We start from the raw sequence: 18,788 nt of genomic DNA on the forward strand, positions 1-18,788 counted from the left end.
CGGTCGGGGGGGCGATGGCGGATACTTCCGCCATTCAGCCCTGGGACTTTATGTCGGACGATAAACGCGCACATTGGCGTGTCCCTCGCTGAGCAGGTGATGAGCGTGCAGACGGCTCATGACACCCCGGTCGCAATACAGCAGGTACTGGCGCGTGTTATCCAGTTCCTTGAAGCGACTGTTCAGGGCATAGAAAGGCATCGCTTTGACTTCGATGCCATCGAGCTCCAGCGGCTGGTCTTCCTGGGCGTCGGGGTGGCGAATGTCGATCACCACTTGCCCAGCCAGCGCTTCGCTGACTTCTTCGATTTGAATATCCTGGCCCAGCTCGTCGATCACTTCGTCGATGGACACCAGGCGGGCACGTTCGATGGCGCGTTCCAGCACTGCCATGTCGAACTGCTTTTCTTCATGCTCCATGCGGTGACGCTTGGCATGGGTGGTCGGGTTTACCGAGATCACGCCGCAATATTCGGGCATGTGCTTGGCAAACTCGGCGGTACCGATCTGGTAAGCCTGGTCAATGATGTCCTGCTTGTGGCTCGCCAGCAATGGGCGCAGCACCAGTTTCTCGGTGGCCGAATCGATGATGGAAAGGTTCGGAAGCGTCTGGCTCGATACTTGCGAGATGGCTTCGCCGGTTACCAGTGCATCGATTTGCAGACGATCGGCCATATGGGTGGCCGCGCGCAGCATCATGCGCTTGAGCGTAACGCCCATATAACTGTTGTCGACCTTGCCGAGAATCTCGCCCACGACTTCTTCGAACGGCACGCTGATAAACAGTACGCGGTGTGAACTGCCGTATTTCTTCCACAAGAAGTGCGCGACTTCCATCACGCCCAATTCGTGGGCACGGCCGCCCAGATTGAAGAAGCAGAAATGGGTCATCAGGCCGCGGCGCATCATTTGATAGGCGGCGACGGTGGAGTCGAAACCGCCGGACATCAGCACCAGCGTCTGCTCCAGCGCCCCCAGCGGGTAACCGCCGATGCCCTGGTGCTGGTTGTGGATTACGAACAACCGCTGATCGCGAATCTCGATGCGCACTTCAACTTCGGGATTGCGCAGGTCGATGCCGGCGGCGCCGCACTGCTGGCGCAGCTGGCTGCCGACATAGCGGTCGACGTCCATCGAACTGAAGCTATGCTTGCCACCACGCTTGCACTTGACGGCAAACATCTTGCCGGCCAGCTGCGGGCCGAAATGCGCCTTGCACTTGGCGACGATGTCGTCGAAATCGCCCAGCGGGTATTCATCCACTTGCAGGAAGTGGGTGATACCTGGCGTGCAGCTCAGGCGATCGGTCATCTCGCGCAGGACCTTGGGGTCTTCGATGCGGGTTACCAGTTCGAGGTTGTCCCACACACCATCGACCACCACCTTAGGGTCCAGGTCTTTGAGAACGACGCGGATATTTTTGGCGAGCTGACGGATGAAGCGCTTGCGCACCGGCCGGCTCTTGATGGTGATCTCTGGAAAAACTTTGACGATTAGTTTCATGAAACCGCGCGCGAGGTGCCAGTCAAAAAAGAGGGGGCGGGATTATAGCGGAAATTGCTCAAGGTTTAACCAATTATCGTACAGCCACCTTGAGACGCACCAAAACAGAACATTGAGCGTACGAGGCGCATCATTAAGGTGCGATTTTTTGCCGTTTTTTACGGCTTGACCCCTGAAACGCTTGCGTTTGGGGCGAAAAACCCAACTCGGGGCACTGGCATGCAAATTGCTCCCTTGTGAGGCAGGTTGCCTTGGCGGACTATTCGCGCCCGGCATCACCCAAATTCAAGGGCTGCAAAGGCAAGCTCTACCCCACCCGGAGGACACTATGTCGAAGTCGGTTCAACTCATCAAAGATCATGACGTTAAATGGATTGATCTGCGCTTCACTGACACTAAAGGCACCCAGCACCACGTCACCATGCCGGCCCGTGACGCGCTGGATGACGACTTCTTCGAAGTCGGCAAAATGTTCGACGGTTCCTCCATTGCTGGCTGGAAAGGCATCGAAGCTTCCGACATGATCCTGATGCCGGTTGACGATACCGCCGTTCTCGATCCGTTCACCGAAGAGCCGACCCTGATCCTGGTCTGCGACATCATCGAACCTTCGAGCATGCAAGGCTACGACCGCGACCCACGTGCGATCGCCAAGCGTGCCGAGGAACACCTCAAAGGCACCGGCATCGGCGACACCGTGTTCGCGGGCCCGGAGCCAGAATTCTTCATCTTCGATGAAGTGAAGTTCAAGTCCGACATTTCCGGCTCCATGTTCAAAATCTTCTCCGAGCAAGGCTCGTGGATGTCCGACCAGGACGTGGAAGGCGGCAACAAAGGCCACCGTCCAGGCATCAAAGGCGGCTATTTCCCGGTTCCACCGTTCGACCACGACCACGAAATCCGTACTGCCATGTGCAACGCACTGGAAGAAATGGGCCAGACCGTCGAAGTTCACCACCACGAAGTGGCGACTGCCGGCCAGAACGAAATCGGCGTCAAGTTCAACACCCTGGTGAAAAAAGCCGACGAAGTTCAAACCCTGAAGTACGTCGTGCACAACGTTGCCGATGCCTACGGTCGTACCGCTACCTTCATGCCTAAGCCTCTGTACGGCGACAACGGCTCGGGCATGCACGTTCACATGTCCATCTGGAAAGATGGCAAGAACACCTTCGCTGGCGAAGGCTATGCCGGCCTGTCCGACACCGCTCTGTACTTCATCGGCGGTATCATCAAGCACGGTAAGGCTCTGAACGGTTTCACCAACCCTTCGACCAACTCCTACAAGCGTCTGGTTCCAGGCTTCGAAGCTCCAGTGATGCTGGCCTACTCGGCTCGCAACCGCTCCGCTTCGATCCGTATCCCTTACGTTTCCAGCCCTAAAGCTCGCCGTATCGAAGCGCGCTTCCCGGATCCGGCTGCCAACCCGTACCTGGCTTTCGCAGCTCTGCTGATGGCCGGCCTGGACGGTATCCAGAACAAGATCCACCCAGGCGACGCTGCTGACAAAAACCTGTACGACCTGCCGCCTGAAGAGGCGAAAGAAATCCCACAAGTTTGCGGCAGCCTGAAAGAAGCCCTGGAAGAGCTGGACAAGGGCCGTGCGTTCCTGACCAAAGGTGGCGTGTTCTCCGACGACTTCATCGATGCTTACATCGCGCTGAAAAGCGAAGAAGAAATCAAGGTCCGCACCTTCGTACACCCACTGGAATACGAGCTGTACTACAGCTGCTGATCCAGTAGCGCCCGCGCAAGCGGCGTGACAAAAAGGCCTCCTTCTGGAGGTCTTTTTTTTGCCCAAGAAAAGCCTGGCTTGCTGACTCCTCCCCCGTGGGAGCGGATTTATCCGCGAATTGCTTCACCAAGGTGCCTCAAGGCGAATCGCAGTGGAGCTATTCGCGGATAAATCCGCTCCCACAGACGGCCCCAACGGGCAACAAATGTGTTCTATGCTGCCAACACGCCAAGCTTTTACCGCTCAAGGAACCTGCATGCGCTTGCTCTTGATCGGCCTGCTGCTGTTGGTCGCCCTGCCCGCCAGCGCACAGATCTACAAATACATCGATGCCAACGGCAACATCACCTACAGCAATGTGCCGCCGCCCGATGGCCGCCCGAGCGAGATCGTGGTGCTGCCGCCATTCAACAGTGTCGAGCCGCAACCGCGCACCCAACCGCCGCTGACCACACCAGGCACTCCCCGCGCACCGGTACACAGCACCTACGATGTGCTGGAACTGACCGACCTGCCCACCGACGAAGCGCTGCGTGCCAACAACGGCACCTTCACCGTGACCGTGCGCATGGAGCCACGACTGGTGCCCGGCCAGTTGTTGCGGCTGGTGCTCGATGGCAAGCCTTACGGCCAGCCGAGCAACGTCCCGCGCCTGCAACTGGTGAACATCGACCGTGGCGATCATTACCTGGCCGTGCAGGTGCTCAACAATGGTGAGGTGATCCAGCAAAGCCAGCCGACCAAATTCACCTTGCAACGGGTACACCTGGGCCGATGAAAGTGTACCTATTGCTGATCGCCCTGTTGGCGACCCAAGCCGAGGCGGCCGATATCTATTCCTACCAGGATGCCAACGGCAGCACGGTGTTTACCGACCACCCGCGCACCTTCGACTCCAGGCCCGTTGAAGTGCCGCCCAGTAACAGCATCGCCGCCCCACTCCCCGCTCGTGGCCCGAGCAAGCCCCTGACCAAACCGCCGGTGCCCTATCAACGGTCTTCCACCTGCAACGCATCAGCCTGGCGCAGAAGCGCAAGGCGCGTCCGTGCGAGCTGGCCGACTACGGCGTGCGTCCCGAATGCCCGCTCAAGGACAAGCCAGCCGAGAAGAAAAGCAGCCTTTTGCCTTTCTTGTGACCACAACCTGCCACTTCGCTCTATATTGGTGCAATCGCTACGAATGCCGGCCAGGTGAATCCCATTTTGGGTCAACTTTCGGGACAGATCCCCGGAGTGAGTGCCGAAGCGGCCCGTAAAAGCGCGGTTTTTGTTTAAAGACGCTTCTTTTCGGAGCCTTGGTTTGGTTTTTGCATTTTCTTCGTATCAGCAGATTACCAGCGCGCCAGCCCCTGGACCTTACCGGGGCCGCCATGTGCCAAAAGAGGTCAACGACAGCTAATGACCATCAGTGATCCACTGCACCGACTGTTACTCGACAACCTCACCACGGCCACCATTTTGCTCAATGCCGACCTGCGCCTTGAGTACATGAACCCGGCGGCGGAGATGCTGCTGGCCATCAGTGGCCAACGCAGCCATGGCCAGTTCATCAGCGAGCTGTTCACCGAATCGGCCGAGGCCTTGAACTCGTTGCGCCAGGCCGTCGAACAGGCGCACCCGTTCACCAAGCGCGAAGCCATGCTGACCGCCCTCACCGGCCAGACCCTGACCGTGGATTACGCCGTCACGCCAATCCTGAGCAGCGGCAAGACCCTGCTGCTGCTGGAAGTCCACCCCCGTGACCGGCTGCTGCGCATCACCAAGGAAGAAGCCCAGCTGTCCAAGCAGGAAACCACCAAGATGCTGGTGCGCGGCCTGGCCCACGAAATCAAGAACCCGCTGGGCGGGATTCGTGGCGCGGCGCAATTGCTGGCCCGCGAGCTGCCCGAAGAAAGCCTGAAGGACTACACCAACGTCATCATCGAGGAAGCCGACCGCCTGCGTAACCTGGTCGATCGCATGCTCGGTTCGAACAAATTGCCATCGCTGGCCATGACCAACGCCCACGAAGTGCTGGAGCGGGTCTGCAGCCTGGTCGAGGCCGAGACTCAAGGCGGCATCACTCTGGTACGCGATTACGACCCGAGCATCCCGGACGTGTTGATCGATCGCGAACAGATGATCCAGGCCGTGCTCAATATCGTGCGCAACGCCATGCAGGCCATCAGCGGCCAGAATGAATTGCGCCTGGGGCGCATCAGCCTGCGCACCCGCGCCATGCGCCAGTTCACCATCGGCCACATTCGCCACCGACTGGTGGCCAAGATCGAAATCATCGACAACGGCCCCGGCATCCCGGCGGAACTGCAGGAAACCATCTTCTACCCCATGGTCAGTGGCCGCCCGGACGGCACAGGGCTCGGCCTGGCCATCACCCAGAACATCATCAGCCAGCACCAGGGCCTGATCGAGTGTGAGAGCCATCCCGGCCACACAGTCTTCTCGATCTTCCTGCCGCTGGAACAAGGAGCCGCTTCGTCATGAGCCGTAGTGAAACTGTCTGGATCGTCGATGACGACCGTTCCATCCGTTGGGTTCTGGAAAAGGCCCTGCAGCAGGAAGGCATGACCACCCAGAGCTTCGACAGTGCCGATGGCGTCATGAGCCGGCTCGCGCGCCAGCAGCCGGACGTGATCATTTCCGATATCCGCATGCCCGGCACCAGCGGCCTGGACCTGCTGGCGCGGATTCGCGAGCAGCACCCACGCCTGCCGGTCATCATCATGACCGCCCACTCGGACCTGGACAGCGCCGTGGCGTCATATCAGGGCGGGGCCTTTGAATACCTGCCCAAGCCATTCGATGTGGACGAGGCGGTGGCACTGGTCAAGCGCGCCAATCAGCACGCCCAGGAACAGCAAGGCATCGACGTGCCGCAGGCACTGACCCGCACACCGGAGATCATCGGCGAAGCCCCGGCCATGCAGGAGGTGTTTCGCGCCATCGGCCGCCTGAGCCACTCCAACATTACGGTGCTGATCAACGGTGAGTCGGGTACCGGTAAAGAGCTGGTGGCCCACGCACTGCACCGTCACAGCCCGCGCGCGGCTTCACCGTTCATCGCCTTGAACATGGCGGCGATTCCGAAGGACTTGATGGAATCGGAACTGTTCGGACATGAAAAAGGCGCCTTCACCGGCGCGGCCAACTTGCGCCGTGGGCGCTTTGAGCAGGCTGACGGTGGCACCCTGTTTCTCGATGAAATCGGCGACATGCCAGCCGACACCCAAACCCGTTTGCTGCGGGTACTGGCTGACGGTGAGTTCTACCGGGTGGGCGGGCATGTGCCGGTCAAGGTCGATGTACGCATCATCGCCGCGACCCACCAGAACCTGGAAACCCTGGTGCATGCCGGCAAGTTCCGTGAAGACTTGTTCCATCGCTTGAACGTCATCCGCATTCATATCCCGCGCCTGTCGGACCGCCGCGAAGACATCCCGACCCTGGCCAAGCACTTCCTCGCCCGCGCCGCGCAGGAACTGGCGGTCGAGCCGAAGCTGCTCAAGGCCGAGACCGAGCAATACCTGAAAAACCTGCCGTGGAACGGCAACGTGCGGCAGCTGGAGAACACCTGCCGCTGGATCACCGTGATGGCTTCCGGGCGCGAAGTGCACATTGGTGACTTGCCGCCGGAGCTGCTGAACCTGCCGCAAGACGCAGCGCCCGTCACCAACTGGGAACAGGCCCTGCGCCAGTGGGCCGACCAGGCCTTGTCGCGTGGTCAATCCAGCCTGCTCGACAGCGCCGTGCCGAGCTTCGAGCGGATCATGATCGAAACCGCCCTCAAACACACCGCCGGCCGCCGCCGCGACGCCGCCGTGCTGCTCGGCTGGGGCCGCAACACCCTGACCCGCAAGATCAAGGAGCTGGGGATGAAGGTGGATGGTGGGGATGACGAGGACAGTGAAGAGGGTTGAGGTTTAGTCCCTTAAATAGCGGCGCCTTCATCGCGGGCAAGCCCAGCTCCTACCATAGGAGCAGGGCTTGCCCGCGATGCTTTTCAGGCTTCAAAAACAGCAAAACTCCCCGCCTTTGTGCACGAAGCCCCTTCGGTGCACCGCGACAAAGCGAAATGCCCCACAAACAGCCCATTGCGCCATTGTTGGCACGCTCCATGCGCCACCATCGACAAAACCTGTAACGCTGAAAGCCCCGTAAACCGGGGCCTCCAACAAAAAACAAAAGAAATTAAGTGAAAAATTCAAAAACTGGCACATACCCTGCAATAGGTATTACATCCACCAGTTTTGGGGGCCTTGGTACAGGCAGGCCGGGGATTCCCCTCTTTTATTCCTCCCGGAGGCTGATGTTCAGCCTCCAGCGCCCGTCCACCGCCCCGCCGCTCCACTGGCCATGCAACGGACGGGCCGCCACCAGATTCACCAGCAACCCCTCCTCGCTCCGTTGAACCCGCCAGATCACATCCTTTCCTTGCACCTGCAAACGCCCACGTTGCGCCTTGCCTTCGGCCTGGAACAGCAGCGCCACCGCGCCGTCCACATGCTCACCGTGCAATTGCGGCTCTTCGTTGAACCACAGCACCAGGCCGGCCGGGACCACCTCGATCTGCTCCAGCACGCGCGGTTCAGGTGTGGTCAGGCGGCCAATCATCAGGCCGACCATCAGGCCGACAATCGCCAGAGAAAGCATTACCCGTGGCCAGAGTTGCGAACGCGGGTCCGTATCAGGGGTAGAATGCTGCCCGTCCTTTTGTTCGGAGCCGTGCATGTTTCACGTCATCCTTTTTCAACCAGAAATTCCGCCGAATACCGGCAACATTATCAGGCTGTGCGCCAACAGCGGCTGCCACCTGCATTTGATCGAGCCGATCGGTTTTGAACTGGACGACAAGCGCTTGCGTCGGGCCGGGCTCGATTACCACGAGTATGCCACTCTGGTGCGCCACAGCGACCTTGCCAGCTGCCTGGAGAGCCTGGGCCAGCCGAGGGTGTTCGCCTTCACCACCAAGGGCTCGAAGCCTTTCCACGATGTGGCGTTCAAGCCAGGCGATGCCTTTGTATTCGGTCCGGAGAGCCGCGGCTTGCCGCCGGAGGTGCTGGATGCGCTGCCGGCCGACCAGCGCCTGCGCCTGCCGATGCGCGAGGGGTGCCGCAGCTTGAACCTGTCCAATACCGTGGCGGTGGCCGTGTACGAGGCCTGGCGTCAGAACGGGTTTGCCTGAACCTCAAAAGCATCGCGGCGGTGCGGCGATCCGACAAGCCTTGCTCCCACATTCCCCGCTCCACTGTGTGGGGGGGGGTAGGAGCAGGGCTTGCCCGCGATAGGGGTATTGCGTAGCGCGATTACTGCAGCGAAGGCGCTTCGCCCGCCTCTTGCAGACGCGCCAGTTCCTGGGCGTACAGGGCGTCGAAGTTGACCGGAGCCAGCATCAGGGCCGGGAACGAACCACGGGTCACCAGGCTGTCCAGCGCTTCACGCGCGTACGGGAACAGGATGTTCGGGCAGAACGCGCCCAGAGTGTGGCTCATCGACTGCGGATCAAGGTTCTTGATCAGGAAGATACCGGCCTGCTGAACTTCAGCGATAAAGGCAACTTCTTCGCCGTTCTTGACGGTGACCGACAAGGTCAGCACGACTTCATAGAAACCATCTTCCAGCACCTTCTGGCGAGTGTTCAGGTCCAGGCCAACTTGCGGCTCCCAGCTCTGACGGAAGATCGCCGGGCTTTTCGGCGCTTCGAAGGACAGGTCACGCACGTAAATGCGCTGCAGGGAGAATTGCGGTGCGCTTTCGTCGGCGGCGCCGTTGTTCTGTTGATCAGTCATGACAGATCCTTCTTGATTGGAGGTCTAGTAGGGTTTTGTATTCAAGCCTTGAGCAAGGCGTCGAGCTTGCCGGCACGCTCCAGGGCAAACAGGTCGTCGCAGCCACCCACGTGGGTAGCGCCAATCCAGATTTGCGGCACGGACGTGCGACCCGCCTTCTGACTCATTTCAGCGCGAACTTGAGGCTTGCCGTCGACCTTGATCTCTTCGAAGGCAACGCCTTTGGCGTCCAGCAACTGCTTGGCGCGGATGCAATACGAGCAATAATCGCTGGAATAGACAACAACGTTGACCATGTCACTTCACCAACGGCAGGTTGTCGGCGCGCCAGCTGGAAACGCCACCGGACAGCTTGGCGGCGTTGTAGCCGGCCTTGAGCAGTTCACGGCAGCTGGTGCCGGCGTGCTGGCCCATGTTGTCGACCACGATCAGGGTCTTGGCCTTGTGTTTTTCCAGCTCGCCCATGCGCGCAACCAGTTTGTCCTGAGGAATGTTCAGCGCGCCGACGATGTGGCCTGCGCTGTATTCCTTGGAAGCACGAATGTCGATCACCAGGCCTTGATCGCTGTTGACCAGTGCGGTCAGTTCGCGAGTGCTGAGGCTTTTTCCACCGCGGCTGATCTCGGACAGGATCAGCAGCACCAGCAGTACGACGAAAATGCCGACGAGCAGATAGTGATTTGTGGCGAATTCAATCAGATGAGCGACCATCAGGAAGTTCCAGGGCATTAAAATGTCGGCCAGTATACACAGCCCCCAAGGTCGACCAAAGCCCGGCCGGCTGTCGCGTCGCCGGAACCGCATTGCCGGGTTCCGGCCAGTGGGCGCTGCAGCGGTGAATAAACCTTATTCGTCATTCAGGGCGAGAATGCCCTAAAATGCGCTTCTTTTTCCTCATGCACGCACGAGTGGGATCTATGACTGTCACGCCAAAACCCTTGGTCCTGATCATCCTGGATGGTTTCGGGCACAGCGAAAGCCACGAATACAACGCCATCTACTCGGCCAACACGCCGGTTTACGATCATTTGCGCCAAACCCGTGCGCATGGCCTGATCTCGGGTTCGGGCATGGACGTGGGCCTGCCGGACGGCCAGATGGGCAACTCGGAAGTCGGTCACATGAACCTGGGCGCAGGCCGGGTGGTCTACCAGGACTTCACCCGGGTCACCAAGGCCATCCGCGATGGCGAGTTCTTCGACAACCCGACCCTGTGCTGCGCCGTGGATAAAGCCGTGGCCGGCGACAAGGCCGTGCACATCCTCGGCCTGCTGTCCGAGGGTGGCGTGCACAGCCATCAGGACCACCTGGTTGCCATGGCCGAACTGGCCGCCAAGCGTGGCGCCAACAAGATCTACCTGCACGCCTTCCTCGATGGCCGCGACACGCCGCCAAAAAGCGCGCAATCCTCGATCGAGCTGCTCGACGCCACCTTCGCCCGTCTGGGCAAGGGCCGCATCGCCAGCCTCATCGGCCGTTACTTCGCCATGGACCGCGACAACCGCTGGGACCGCGTTTCCACCGCCTACAACCTGATCGTCGACAGCGAGGCGCAGTTCAGCGCCGCCACCGCCGTTGAGGGCCTGGAAGCGGCCTACGCCCGCGACGAGAGCGACGAATTCGTCAAGGCCACCCGCATCGGCGCGCCGGTGAAGGTCGAAGACGGCGATGCCGTGATCTTCATGAACTTCCGTGCCGACCGTGCCCGTGAACTGACCCGCGTGTTCGTCGAAGACAACTTCAGCGACTTCGAACGTGCCCGCCAGCCAAAAACCCAGTTCATCGGCCTGACCCAGTACTCGGCCAAGATTCCGGCCCCTGCCGCATTCGCACCGGGCAGCCTGAACAACGTGCTGGGCGAATACCTGGCGAAAAACGGCAAGACTCAGCTGCGCATCGCCGAAACCGAAAAATACGCCCACGTCACCTTCTTCTTCTCGGGCGGCCGTGAAGAACCGTTCGAAGGCGAAGAACGCATCCTGATCCCGTCGCCTAAGGTCGCCACCTATGACCTGCAGCCGGAAATGAGCGCCCCGGAAGTCACCGACCGGATTGTCGACGCCATCGAAAACCAGCGTTACGACGTAATCGTGGTCAACTACGCCAACGGCGACATGGTCGGCCACAGCGGTGTATTCGAGGCGGCGGTCAAGGCCGTTGAATGCCTGGACAACTGTGTAGGCCGTATTGTCGAAGCGCTCGGCAAGGTCGGTGGCGAAGCCCTGATCACCGCCGACCACGGCAACGTCGAGCAGATGGAAGACGAGTGCACCGGCCAGGCGCATACCGCGCACACCACCGAGCCGGTACCTTTTATCTATGTCGGCGAGCGTGCCCTGAAGGTTCGCGAAGGCGGCGTGCTGGCGGATGTGGCACCAACCATGCTCAAGCTGCTGGGCCTGGAAAAGCCTGCGGAAATGACCGGCACCTCGATTCTCGTCGACGCCTGATACCTGCGAAACGGGCCCATCGGGCCGTTTTCCAGACAAACGCCTCACAGCAGAGTGGTGTGAGGCGTTTTTTTTGCATCGCGCGGCGGGCATACTAGGGTGATGATACGCCTACCCTTTATTACCCTGGTGTCGCCCGCCCCCATGCTCCGCGCCCTGATCGCTCTTGCCCTGACCTGCCTGCTCATTCCGGCGTTCGCCGACGAGCGCGCACAAACCCAGCAACAACTGGACGCTACGCGCCAGGACATTGCCGAGCTGAAAAAACTGCTCGGCAAATTGCAGGAAGAAAAATCCGGTGTGCAGAAAGACCTGCGCGGTACCGAAACCGAGATGGGCCAGCTGGAAAAGCAGGTGGAGGCCCTGCAAAAAGAACTAAAAAAGACTGAAGGCGAGCTGGAGCGCCTCGATGAGGAGAAAAAAAAACTCCAGAGCGCGCGCATTGAACAGCAGCGACTGATCGCCATCCAGGCCCGTGCCGCCTATCAGGGCGGAAACCAGGAATACCTGAAACTGCTGCTCAACCAGCAGCACCCGGAAAAATTCGCCCGCACCCTCACCTATTACGATTACCTGAGCCAGGCCCGCCTGGAGCAACTGCGCAGCTTCAACGAAACCCTGCGCCAACTGGCCAACGTCGAAAGCGCGAGCGCCCTGCAGCAGGCCAATCTGCTGGCCCAGCAAGGCACCCTCGACAGCCAGCACCAGGAGCTTGAGAAGGTCCGTGCCGAGCGCCAGCAGGTGCTTGCCAAACTCAACGCCGACGTCAAGGAGCGCGACCAGAAGCTGGCCGCCCGCGAGCAGGACCAGGCGGACCTGACCAACGTCCTCAAGACCATCGAGGAAACCCTCGCCCGCCAGGCCCGCGAAGCCGAAGAAGCGCGGCAGAAGGCGCTACTGGCCCAGCAGGAAGCCGAGAAGCGCCAGCGTGAAGCCGAAGCGGCAGCCAAAGCCAGGGCCGAGTCTTTGGCCCAGGGCGACGAAAGCCCACGTCAACCTAAACCTTCACCCGGTGCGCTTGTCTCAAGTGGCGGTGCATCCTTCGGTGGCGCCTTCGCCTCAGCCCGTGGAAAACTGCCGTGGCCGGTCGATGGTCGGCTACTGGCGCGCTTCGGCGAAACCCGAGGGGGCGATTCGCGGACCAAATGGGATGGCGTGATGATCAGCGCCAGCGCCGGCAGCCAGGTGCACGCCGTGCACGGTGGGCGGGTGGTGTTTGCTGACTGGTTGCGCGGCGCCGGACTTCTGGTCATTCTCGATCATGGCAACGGTTTTCTGAGCCTCTACGGCCACAACCAGACCCTGCTCAAGGACGCCGGCGACATCGTCAAGGCCGGTGAAGCGATCTCGACAGTCGGTTCCAGCGGTGGGCAGGACACGCCAGCGTTGTATTTCGCGATTCGCCAGCAAGGCCGCCCAAGCGACCCTGCACAATGGTGCCGCGCCCAGGGATAGGGGCGCGCCCGATAATATCTACGACGCGGTAGCCCCGCCTTGCGAGGCGCGTCGATGCACCGAAAGGCGCAGAATCAGGATTAGGAGTTCGTTCGACATGCTGCATTTGTCCCGCCTCACCTCGCTGGCCCTGGCGATTGCCGTGGCCGTTGGCGCCTCGCAGGCGTTGGCTGCAGAGCCTGCCCCGGCCACGGTTGCTGCCACGCCCGCCAATGCCAAGGCACCGCTGCCGCTCGACGAGCTGCGTACCTTTGCCGAGGTCATGGACCGGATCAAGGCCGCCTATGTCGAACCTGTGGATGACAAAACCCTGCTCGAAAACGCCATCAAGGGCATGCTCAGCAACCTCGACCCGCACTCCGCCTACCTTGGCCCGGAAGATTTCCAGGAGCTGCAGGAAAGCACCAGCGGTGAGTTCGGCGGGCTGGGCATCGAAGTCGGCATGGAAGACGGCTTCATCAAGGTCGTCTCGCCTATCGATGACACCCCGGCATCCAAGGCCGGCATCGAGGCCGGCGATCTGATCGTCAAGATCAATGGCCAACCGACCCGTGGCCAGTCCATGACCGAAGCGGTCGACAAGATGCGCGGCAAGGTCGGCCAGAAAATCACCCTGACACTGGTTCGCGACGGCGGCACGCCGTTCGATGTGACCCTTGCGCGGGCAGTGATTCAGGTCAAGAGCGTCAAGGCGCAAATGGTCGAGCCGGGTTACGGCTATATCCGTATCACCCAGTTCCAGGTCAAGTCCGGTGAAGAAGTCGGCAAGGCCCTGGCCAAGCTGCGCAAGGATAACGGCAAGAAACTGAGCGGGGTGATTCTGGACCTGCGCAACAACCCGGGCGGCGTGCTGCAATCGGCGGTGGAAGTGGCTGACCACTTCCTCACCAAAGGCCTGATCGTCTACACCAAGGGCCGCATTGCCAACTCGGAACTGCGCTTCTCCGCGGACTCCGCCGACGCCAGTGAAGGCGTACCGCTGGTGGTGCTGATCAACGGCGGCAGCGCCTCGGCATCGGAAATCGTCGCTGGCGCCCTGCAAGACCAGAAACGCGGCGTGCTGATGGGCACCGACAGCTTCGGCAAGGGCTCGGTGCAAACCGTGCTGCCGCTGAACAACGAGCGCGCACTCAAGCTCACCACGGCGCTGTACTACACGCCCAACGGTCGCTCGATCCAGGCCCAGGGCATCATCCCGGACATCGAAGTGCGCCGTGGCAAGGTTACCAGCGAGCAAGACGGCGAGAACTTCAAGGAAGCCGACCTGCTCGGCCACTTGGGCAACGGCAACGGCGGCGCCGATCGCCCGTCCCCTTCAGGCAAGGCACCGACGGGCAAGAAGGAGCGCCCGCAGGATGACGACTTCCAGCTGAGCCAGGCACTGAGCCTGCTCAAGGGCCTGAGCATCACCCGCGGTCATTGACCGATGCGTCTGCGCGCCCTGCCGGGCGCCTGAAGGCCCAGGGTATCGAATGGATCGAGATTCATCAGATGATCGCTGAACGCGGCAACCGCGCCATGGCCGGGCACAGCAAGAACGGGGTCTACCGCTAGCGGTTACAGATAACGCGCCATGGCCTCTTCGACGAAGCCTTCGCGGCGCAGGGCGTCGAGTGCCGACTGCAGCTTGCCGACCACCTCGTCGGGGACTTGCCTGTTCAAGGCCAGGTACAGCTCGGCGCCATGAAAGCGCAGCACGGTCTTGAGCCCGGTAATGCCCTCCTGACGCGCCAGGTAGCGCCCCGCCGGATCACCGGTGGCCCACAGGTCTATGTCCTTGTCGATCAGCTTGCGAGCGTTTTCCTGGTCACGCAGCGCAACCACCGGATTCAACTTCTGCTTGCCCAGAAACAGGGCAATGGCATCGCCTTTATAGGCGCCGATCTTGTAACCGCGCGCCTGCTCAAGACTGGTGATATCGAAATGGCTGTCGGCGCGACCAAGCAGAATCCAGTCATCTGGCCCGATTGGCCCAACCCATTTGAACAGCTGCTCACGTTCCGCCAGGCGGGCGATGACGAACACGCCGTAGCCGGGGGTTTTCAGGGCGGACTGGTAGATGCGTTCCCAAGGGAAGCGCAAGGTCATGCTGTAGGGCACGTCGGCACGCTTGAACATCTCGCGCACCACATCGGCGGCGATACCCTGGATGTTTTCGTCCTGAGCGAAGTTCTTGCCGTTGCTGGCCATGTTGTAAGGCGGAAAGTTTTCCGTCAGCAGCACGATGGGCTCGGCGGCCTGGGAGAGGCTGGAAAATGCAAGGGAATGAGCAGTGAGAATGGCGAACAGCAGTCGCTTGAGCATGTGGGGCCCCGCAGTCCATGGCTTGTGGCCAACAGTACCGCATTTTGATCTTGAGGGCCCTATCGCGGGCAAGCCCCAATGCCGGTCAGTTAAGGCATAGATTCTGTGGGAGCGGATTTATCCGCGAATCCATTCACCGCGGTTTTTCTGGCATTGCGCGGTGCCTTCATTCGCGGATAAATCCGCTCCCACATGGATCTCGCCTTAACTGACTGGCATTGGGGCAAGCCCGGCGGCCTCAACCGATCAGCGCACCACAATCCCGCGATGCGCCATATAGGCCTTGGCCTCAGGCACGGTGTATTCACCAAAGTGGAAAATACTCGCTGCCAGCACCGCGCTGGCATGGCCTTCCAGAATGCCGTCAGCCAAGTGCTGCAAGTTGCCGACACCGCCGGAGGCAATCACCGGAATGCCCAGCGCATCGCTGATGGCACGGGTCACGCCTAGGTCGAAGCCGTTCTTCATGCCGTCCTGGTCCATGCTGGTCAGCAGGATCTCGCCGGCGCCCAGACCTTCCATCTTCTTCGCCCATTCCACCGCGTCCAGCCCGGTAGGCTTGCGGCCGCCGTGGGTGAAGATCTCCCAACGCGGTGTTTCGCCCGGTTGCGAGACTTTCTTGGCGTCGATGGCGACGACGATGCACTGGGAGCCGAAATGCGCCGAAGCTTCGCCGACGAACTCCGGATTGAACACCGCGGCGGTGTTGATCGAGACTTTGTCAGCACCGGCATTGAGCAGGTTGCGGATGTCTTGCACGGTGCGCACGCCACCGCCCACGGTCAGCGGGATAAACACCTGGCTGGCCATGCGCTCGACGGTGTGCAGGGTGGTATCGCGGCCGTCGACGCTGGCGGTGATGTCGAGAAAGGTAATCTCGTCGGCACCTTGTTCGTCGTAACGGCGCGCGATCTCGACCGGATCGCCCGCGTCACGGATGTTCTCGAACTTGACGCCCTTGACCACCCGGCCGTTGTCCACGTCCAGGCAGGGGATGATGCGTTTGGCCAGCGCCATGACGTGCTCCTCAGCCTTTGTAGGTATCGCAGAAGGCTTGCGCCTCGGCGACGTCCAGAGTGCCTTCGTAGATGGCCCGGCCGGTGATCGCGCCGATGATGCCCGGCGCCTTGGCGTCGAGCAGGGCCTTGATGTCGCCCAGGTTGTGGATGCCGCCGGAGGCGATGACCGGGATTTTCGTGGCCGCGGCCAGGGCTGCGGTGAACGGCACGTTGCAGCCCTGCATCATGCCGTCTTTGGCGATGTCGGTGTAGACGATGGCGCAAACGCCATCGGCTTCGAAACGCTTGGCCAGATCGATCACTTGAACGGTGCTGACTTCAGCCCAGCCGTCAGTGGCAACGAAACCGTCCTTGGCGTCCAGGCCAACGATGACCTTGCCTGGGAAGGCGCGGCAGGCTTCGGCAACGAACTCAGGCTCTTTGACGGCCTTGGTGCCGATGATCACGTAGCTCACGCCCGCCTTGACGTAGTGTTCGATGGTTTCCAGCGAGCGAATGCCGCCGCCGATCTGGATCGGCAGGTTCGGGTAGCGCTTGGCGATGGCAGTCACTACTTCGCCATTGACTGGCTGGCCTTCGAAGGCGCCGTTCAGGTCGACCAGATGCAGGCGACGGCAGCCCCCTTCCACCCATTTGGCGGCCATGCTCACCGGGTCATCGGAGAACACGGTGGAATCTTCCATGCGGCCCTGGCGCAGACGTACGCAGGCACCGTCTTTAAGATCGATAGCGGGAATAATCAGCATCTGGAAAACCTGTCAATTCGGTAAACAGCGATGCCCGGAAGATCAGTTCTTCTCGAGCGCCCACAAGTCGCTTTCGATGCTTTCGAACCTCTCCTTGAGGTGCGCCTGCACGTCGAAAATCGCCCTGTTGTAATAGTGTGGAGCAATCTCGCGGGTAAACAGCTCCAGAACCTCGGCCACTTCGAACGAACCCAGTTGCAGCTCGAAGCGATCCTCGAGGAAACGCTTGAGCACATCGAGTGCCTCGCGTTCCTGCTCTGGAGCCAGTGTCATGATCGGGGCCTTGCTCCTGGAGCGGCTCATTACCAGCGACCATCCCAGGCGGCGAAGTTCTGCAGCAACTGCAGGCCATGAGTATGGCTCTTCTCCGGGTGGAACTGCACGGCAAAGCGCGAACCCTCGGCCAGCGCGGCAGCGAAGTCGACGCCATAGTGGCCGCGACCGACCACTTGCCCGGCCTTGCCGGCCTCGATGTAGTAGCTGTGCACGAAGTAGAAGCGCGCCAGGTCCGGAATGTTGTGCCACAGCGGGTGATCCACCGCCTGGGTCACTTCGTTCCAGCCCATGTGCGGCACCTTCAGGTGCTCGCCGTCTTCGTGCAGGCCCTTGCCGAAGAACTTCACGTTGCCCGGGAACAGGCCGATGCAGTCAACGCCATCGTTCTCTTCACTGTGATCGAGCAGCGCTTGCATGCCCACGCAGATGCCGAGGAACGGACGGTCCTGGCTGACTTCACGGACCAGCGAATCAAAGCCCAGGCGGCGGATTTCAGCCATGCAGTCGCGAATCGCGCCCACACCCGGAAATACCACCCGGTCCGCTTCGCGAATCACACTGGCGTCGCTGGTGATCCGCACCCGGCCGGCGCCGACGTGCTCGAGGGCCTTGGCCACCGAGTGCAGGTTGCCCATGCCGTAATCGATAACCGCTACAGTCTGCATTACAGGCAACCTTTGGTAGAAGGCATCTGCCCGGCCATGCGCTCGTCCCGCTCGATCGCCATGCGCAGGGCACGGCCAAAGGCCTTGAACACGGTCTCGATCTGGTGGTGGGTGTTGTGCCCACGCAGATTGTCGATGTGCAGGGTGACGTTGGCGTGGTTGACGAAGCCCTGGAAGAATTCCTGGAACAGGTCGACATCGAAGCCGCCAACGCTGGCGCGGGTGTACGGTACATGCATCTGCAGGCCAGGGCGGCCCGAGAAGTCGATGACCACGCGCGACAGCGCTTCGTCGAGCGGCACATAGGCATGGCCGTAACGGTAGATGCCTTTCTTGTCACCGATCGCCTGGGAGAAAGCCTGACCCAGGGTGATACCGACGTCTTCCACCGTGTGGTGGTCGTCGATATGCAGGTCGCCCTTGCACTCGATGTCCAGGTCGATCAGCCCATGGCGGGCGATCTGGTCCAGCATATGCTCAAGGAAAGGAACCCCGATATCGAATCGGGCCCTTCCGGTGCCATCCAGGTTGATCGAGGCCTTGATCTGGGTTTCCAGAGTGTTGCGCTCGACGGACGCCTTACGTTCGGCCATCACCAGCTCCGCAAAATCATTGGGCGAAAAAGGCAAACATTATAGGGCCAGATGGCGTTGGCATGAAGCAAACATGACGAATGCAAGGTAATTTCACTGGCTGGACCGTTTTACCAGCCTGCAAAACACCTGTACAGACTGTGTGAAAACCTAGCCATTCTGACTCAAGTTTAAGAAAATGCCCCGCATCAAGAGATGCGGGCATTTTCTTATGGCGTATATCCAGGGCGAACCACGAAACCAGACCAGTCTGTTCC

General features: G+C 60.7%; 20 protein-coding genes and 2 pseudogenes. 10 read left to right on the forward strand and 12 right to left on the reverse strand.

Annotated elements, in window-relative coordinates:
• Positions 1–48 precede the first annotated feature (48 nt).
• The gene (gene thiI / locus GUY40_RS03945; RefSeq protein ID WP_166567638.1) at positions 49–1,503 is read right to left on the reverse strand and encodes a tRNA uracil 4-sulfurtransferase ThiI; all 1,455 of its coding nucleotides are present in this window, start codon (positions 1,501–1,503) and stop codon (positions 49–51) included.
• Positions 1,504–1,831: 328 nt separating this feature from the next.
• On the opposite strand from thiI, the gene glnA reads away from it, so the two are divergent.
• The 5 genes and pseudogenes from glnA (at position 1,832) to ntrC (ending at position 7,154) form a co-directional block, all read left to right on the forward strand.
• The gene (glnA, locus tag GUY40_RS03950; protein WP_166567639.1) at positions 1,832–3,238 is read left to right on the forward strand and encodes a type I glutamate--ammonia ligase; all 1,407 of its coding nucleotides are present in this window, start codon (positions 1,832–1,834) and stop codon (positions 3,236–3,238) included.
• A gap of 256 nt (positions 3,239–3,494) precedes the next feature.
• Positions 3,495–4,016, forward strand: coding sequence for a DUF4124 domain-containing protein (locus GUY40_RS03955; RefSeq protein WP_166567640.1), 522 nt, complete (start codon positions 3,495–3,497; stop codon positions 4,014–4,016).
• Positions 4,013–4,374 (forward strand): annotated as a pseudogene (locus GUY40_RS03960) (DUF4124 domain-containing protein). The gene GUY40_RS03955 and the pseudogene GUY40_RS03960 overlap by 4 nt, the downstream one beginning before the upstream one ends.
• Before the next feature lie 261 nt (positions 4,375–4,635).
• Positions 4,636–5,721 (forward strand): nitrogen regulation protein NR(II), encoded by a 1,086-nt coding sequence (gene glnL, locus GUY40_RS03965; protein ID WP_166567641.1) that lies wholly within the window; start codon positions 4,636–4,638, stop codon positions 5,719–5,721.
• Positions 5,718–7,154, forward strand: a complete 1,437-nt coding sequence (gene ntrC, locus GUY40_RS03970) for a nitrogen regulation protein NR(I) (protein ID WP_166567642.1) — start codon at positions 5,718–5,720, stop codon at positions 7,152–7,154. The genes glnL and ntrC overlap by 4 nt, the downstream gene beginning before the upstream one ends.
• Before the next feature lie 370 nt (positions 7,155–7,524).
• Here the strand turns inward: ntrC and GUY40_RS03975 are convergent, their stop codons facing one another.
• Positions 7,525–7,965 (reverse strand): hypothetical protein, encoded by a 441-nt coding sequence (locus GUY40_RS03975; protein WP_166567643.1) that lies wholly within the window; start codon positions 7,963–7,965, stop codon positions 7,525–7,527.
• Between GUY40_RS03975 and trmL the strand changes: the two genes are divergently transcribed.
• A complete protein-coding gene (trmL, locus tag GUY40_RS03980) occupies positions 7,964–8,419 on the forward strand; it encodes a tRNA (uridine(34)/cytosine(34)/5-carboxymethylaminomethyluridine(34)-2'-O)-methyltransferase TrmL (RefSeq protein ID WP_166567644.1) in 456 nt (151 codons plus the stop codon). The genes GUY40_RS03975 and trmL overlap by 2 nt on opposite strands.
• A gap of 121 nt (positions 8,420–8,540) precedes the next feature.
• On the opposite strand, the gene secB is transcribed toward trmL, so the two are convergent.
• The 3 genes from secB to GUY40_RS03995 are packed head-to-tail and all read right to left on the reverse strand — an operon-like array spanning position 8,541 to position 9,734.
• Positions 8,541–9,023: a protein-export chaperone SecB gene (gene secB, locus GUY40_RS03985; RefSeq protein ID WP_166567645.1), complete on the reverse strand. Its 483-nt coding sequence runs from the start codon at positions 9,021–9,023 to the stop codon at positions 8,541–8,543.
• 41 nt (positions 9,024–9,064) lie between these two features.
• Positions 9,065–9,319, reverse strand: coding sequence for a glutaredoxin 3 (gene grxC / locus GUY40_RS03990; RefSeq protein ID WP_166567646.1), 255 nt, complete (start codon positions 9,317–9,319; stop codon positions 9,065–9,067).
• Position 9,320: 1 nt separating this feature from the next.
• A complete protein-coding gene (locus GUY40_RS03995; protein WP_166567647.1) occupies positions 9,321–9,734 on the reverse strand; it encodes a rhodanese-like domain-containing protein in 414 nt (137 codons plus the stop codon).
• A gap of 206 nt (positions 9,735–9,940) precedes the next feature.
• Between GUY40_RS03995 and gpmI the strand changes: the two genes are divergently transcribed.
• The 4 genes and pseudogenes from gpmI to GUY40_RS04015 form a co-directional block, all read left to right on the forward strand.
• A complete protein-coding gene (gpmI, locus tag GUY40_RS04000) occupies positions 9,941–11,473 on the forward strand; it encodes a 2,3-bisphosphoglycerate-independent phosphoglycerate mutase (RefSeq protein WP_166567648.1) in 1,533 nt (510 codons plus the stop codon).
• 144 nt (positions 11,474–11,617) lie between these two features.
• Positions 11,618–12,928: a murein hydrolase activator EnvC gene (locus GUY40_RS04005; protein WP_166567649.1), complete on the forward strand. Its 1,311-nt coding sequence runs from the start codon at positions 11,618–11,620 to the stop codon at positions 12,926–12,928.
• 97 nt (positions 12,929–13,025) lie between these two features.
• Positions 13,026–14,351 (forward strand): S41 family peptidase, encoded by a 1,326-nt coding sequence (locus GUY40_RS04010; protein ID WP_166567650.1) that lies wholly within the window; start codon positions 13,026–13,028, stop codon positions 14,349–14,351.
• A pseudogene (locus GUY40_RS04015) lies at positions 14,336–14,482 on the forward strand (divergent polysaccharide deacetylase family protein); the annotation flags it as partial. The gene GUY40_RS04010 and the pseudogene GUY40_RS04015, both read left to right, overlap by 16 nt.
• Positions 14,483–14,485: 3 nt before the next feature.
• Here the strand turns inward: GUY40_RS04015 and GUY40_RS04020 are convergent.
• The 7 genes from GUY40_RS04020 to GUY40_RS28025 form a co-directional block, all read right to left on the reverse strand.
• The gene (locus tag GUY40_RS04020; RefSeq protein WP_166567651.1) at positions 14,486–15,232 is read right to left on the reverse strand and encodes an ABC transporter substrate-binding protein; all 747 of its coding nucleotides are present in this window, start codon (positions 15,230–15,232) and stop codon (positions 14,486–14,488) included.
• A 246-nt stretch (positions 15,233–15,478) separates the two neighbouring features.
• Positions 15,479–16,249 (reverse strand): imidazole glycerol phosphate synthase subunit HisF, encoded by a 771-nt coding sequence (hisF, locus tag GUY40_RS04025; RefSeq protein ID WP_166567652.1) that lies wholly within the window; start codon positions 16,247–16,249, stop codon positions 15,479–15,481.
• Between the two features lie 10 nt (positions 16,250–16,259).
• Positions 16,260–16,997 carry a 1-(5-phosphoribosyl)-5-[(5-phosphoribosylamino)methylideneamino]imidazole-4-carboxamide isomerase gene (hisA, locus tag GUY40_RS04030; RefSeq protein WP_166567653.1) on the reverse strand — a complete coding sequence of 246 codons (738 nt, stop codon included), beginning with the start codon at positions 16,995–16,997 and terminating at the stop codon, positions 16,260–16,262.
• Positions 16,998–17,039: 42 nt separating this feature from the next.
• Complete coding sequence (locus tag GUY40_RS04035; RefSeq protein ID WP_166567654.1) at positions 17,040–17,300, reverse strand: DUF2164 domain-containing protein; 261 nt, start codon at positions 17,298–17,300, stop codon at positions 17,040–17,042.
• Complete coding sequence (gene hisH, locus GUY40_RS04040; RefSeq protein WP_166567655.1) at positions 17,300–17,938, reverse strand: imidazole glycerol phosphate synthase subunit HisH; 639 nt, start codon at positions 17,936–17,938, stop codon at positions 17,300–17,302. Before hisH ends, GUY40_RS04035 begins: the two co-directional genes overlap by 1 nt.
• A complete protein-coding gene (gene hisB, locus GUY40_RS04045; protein ID WP_166567656.1) occupies positions 17,938–18,531 on the reverse strand; it encodes an imidazoleglycerol-phosphate dehydratase HisB in 594 nt (197 codons plus the stop codon). The genes hisH and hisB overlap by 1 nt, the downstream gene beginning before the upstream one ends.
• A 16-nt stretch (positions 18,532–18,547) precedes the next feature.
• Positions 18,548–18,788: hypothetical protein (locus tag GUY40_RS28025; protein WP_218585433.1), on the reverse strand; the 241-nt coding region annotated here is incomplete at its 5' end.

The organism is Pseudomonas sp. R5(2019), assembly GCF_009905435.1.
GTDB lineage: Bacteria > Pseudomonadota > Gammaproteobacteria > Pseudomonadales > Pseudomonadaceae > Aquipseudomonas.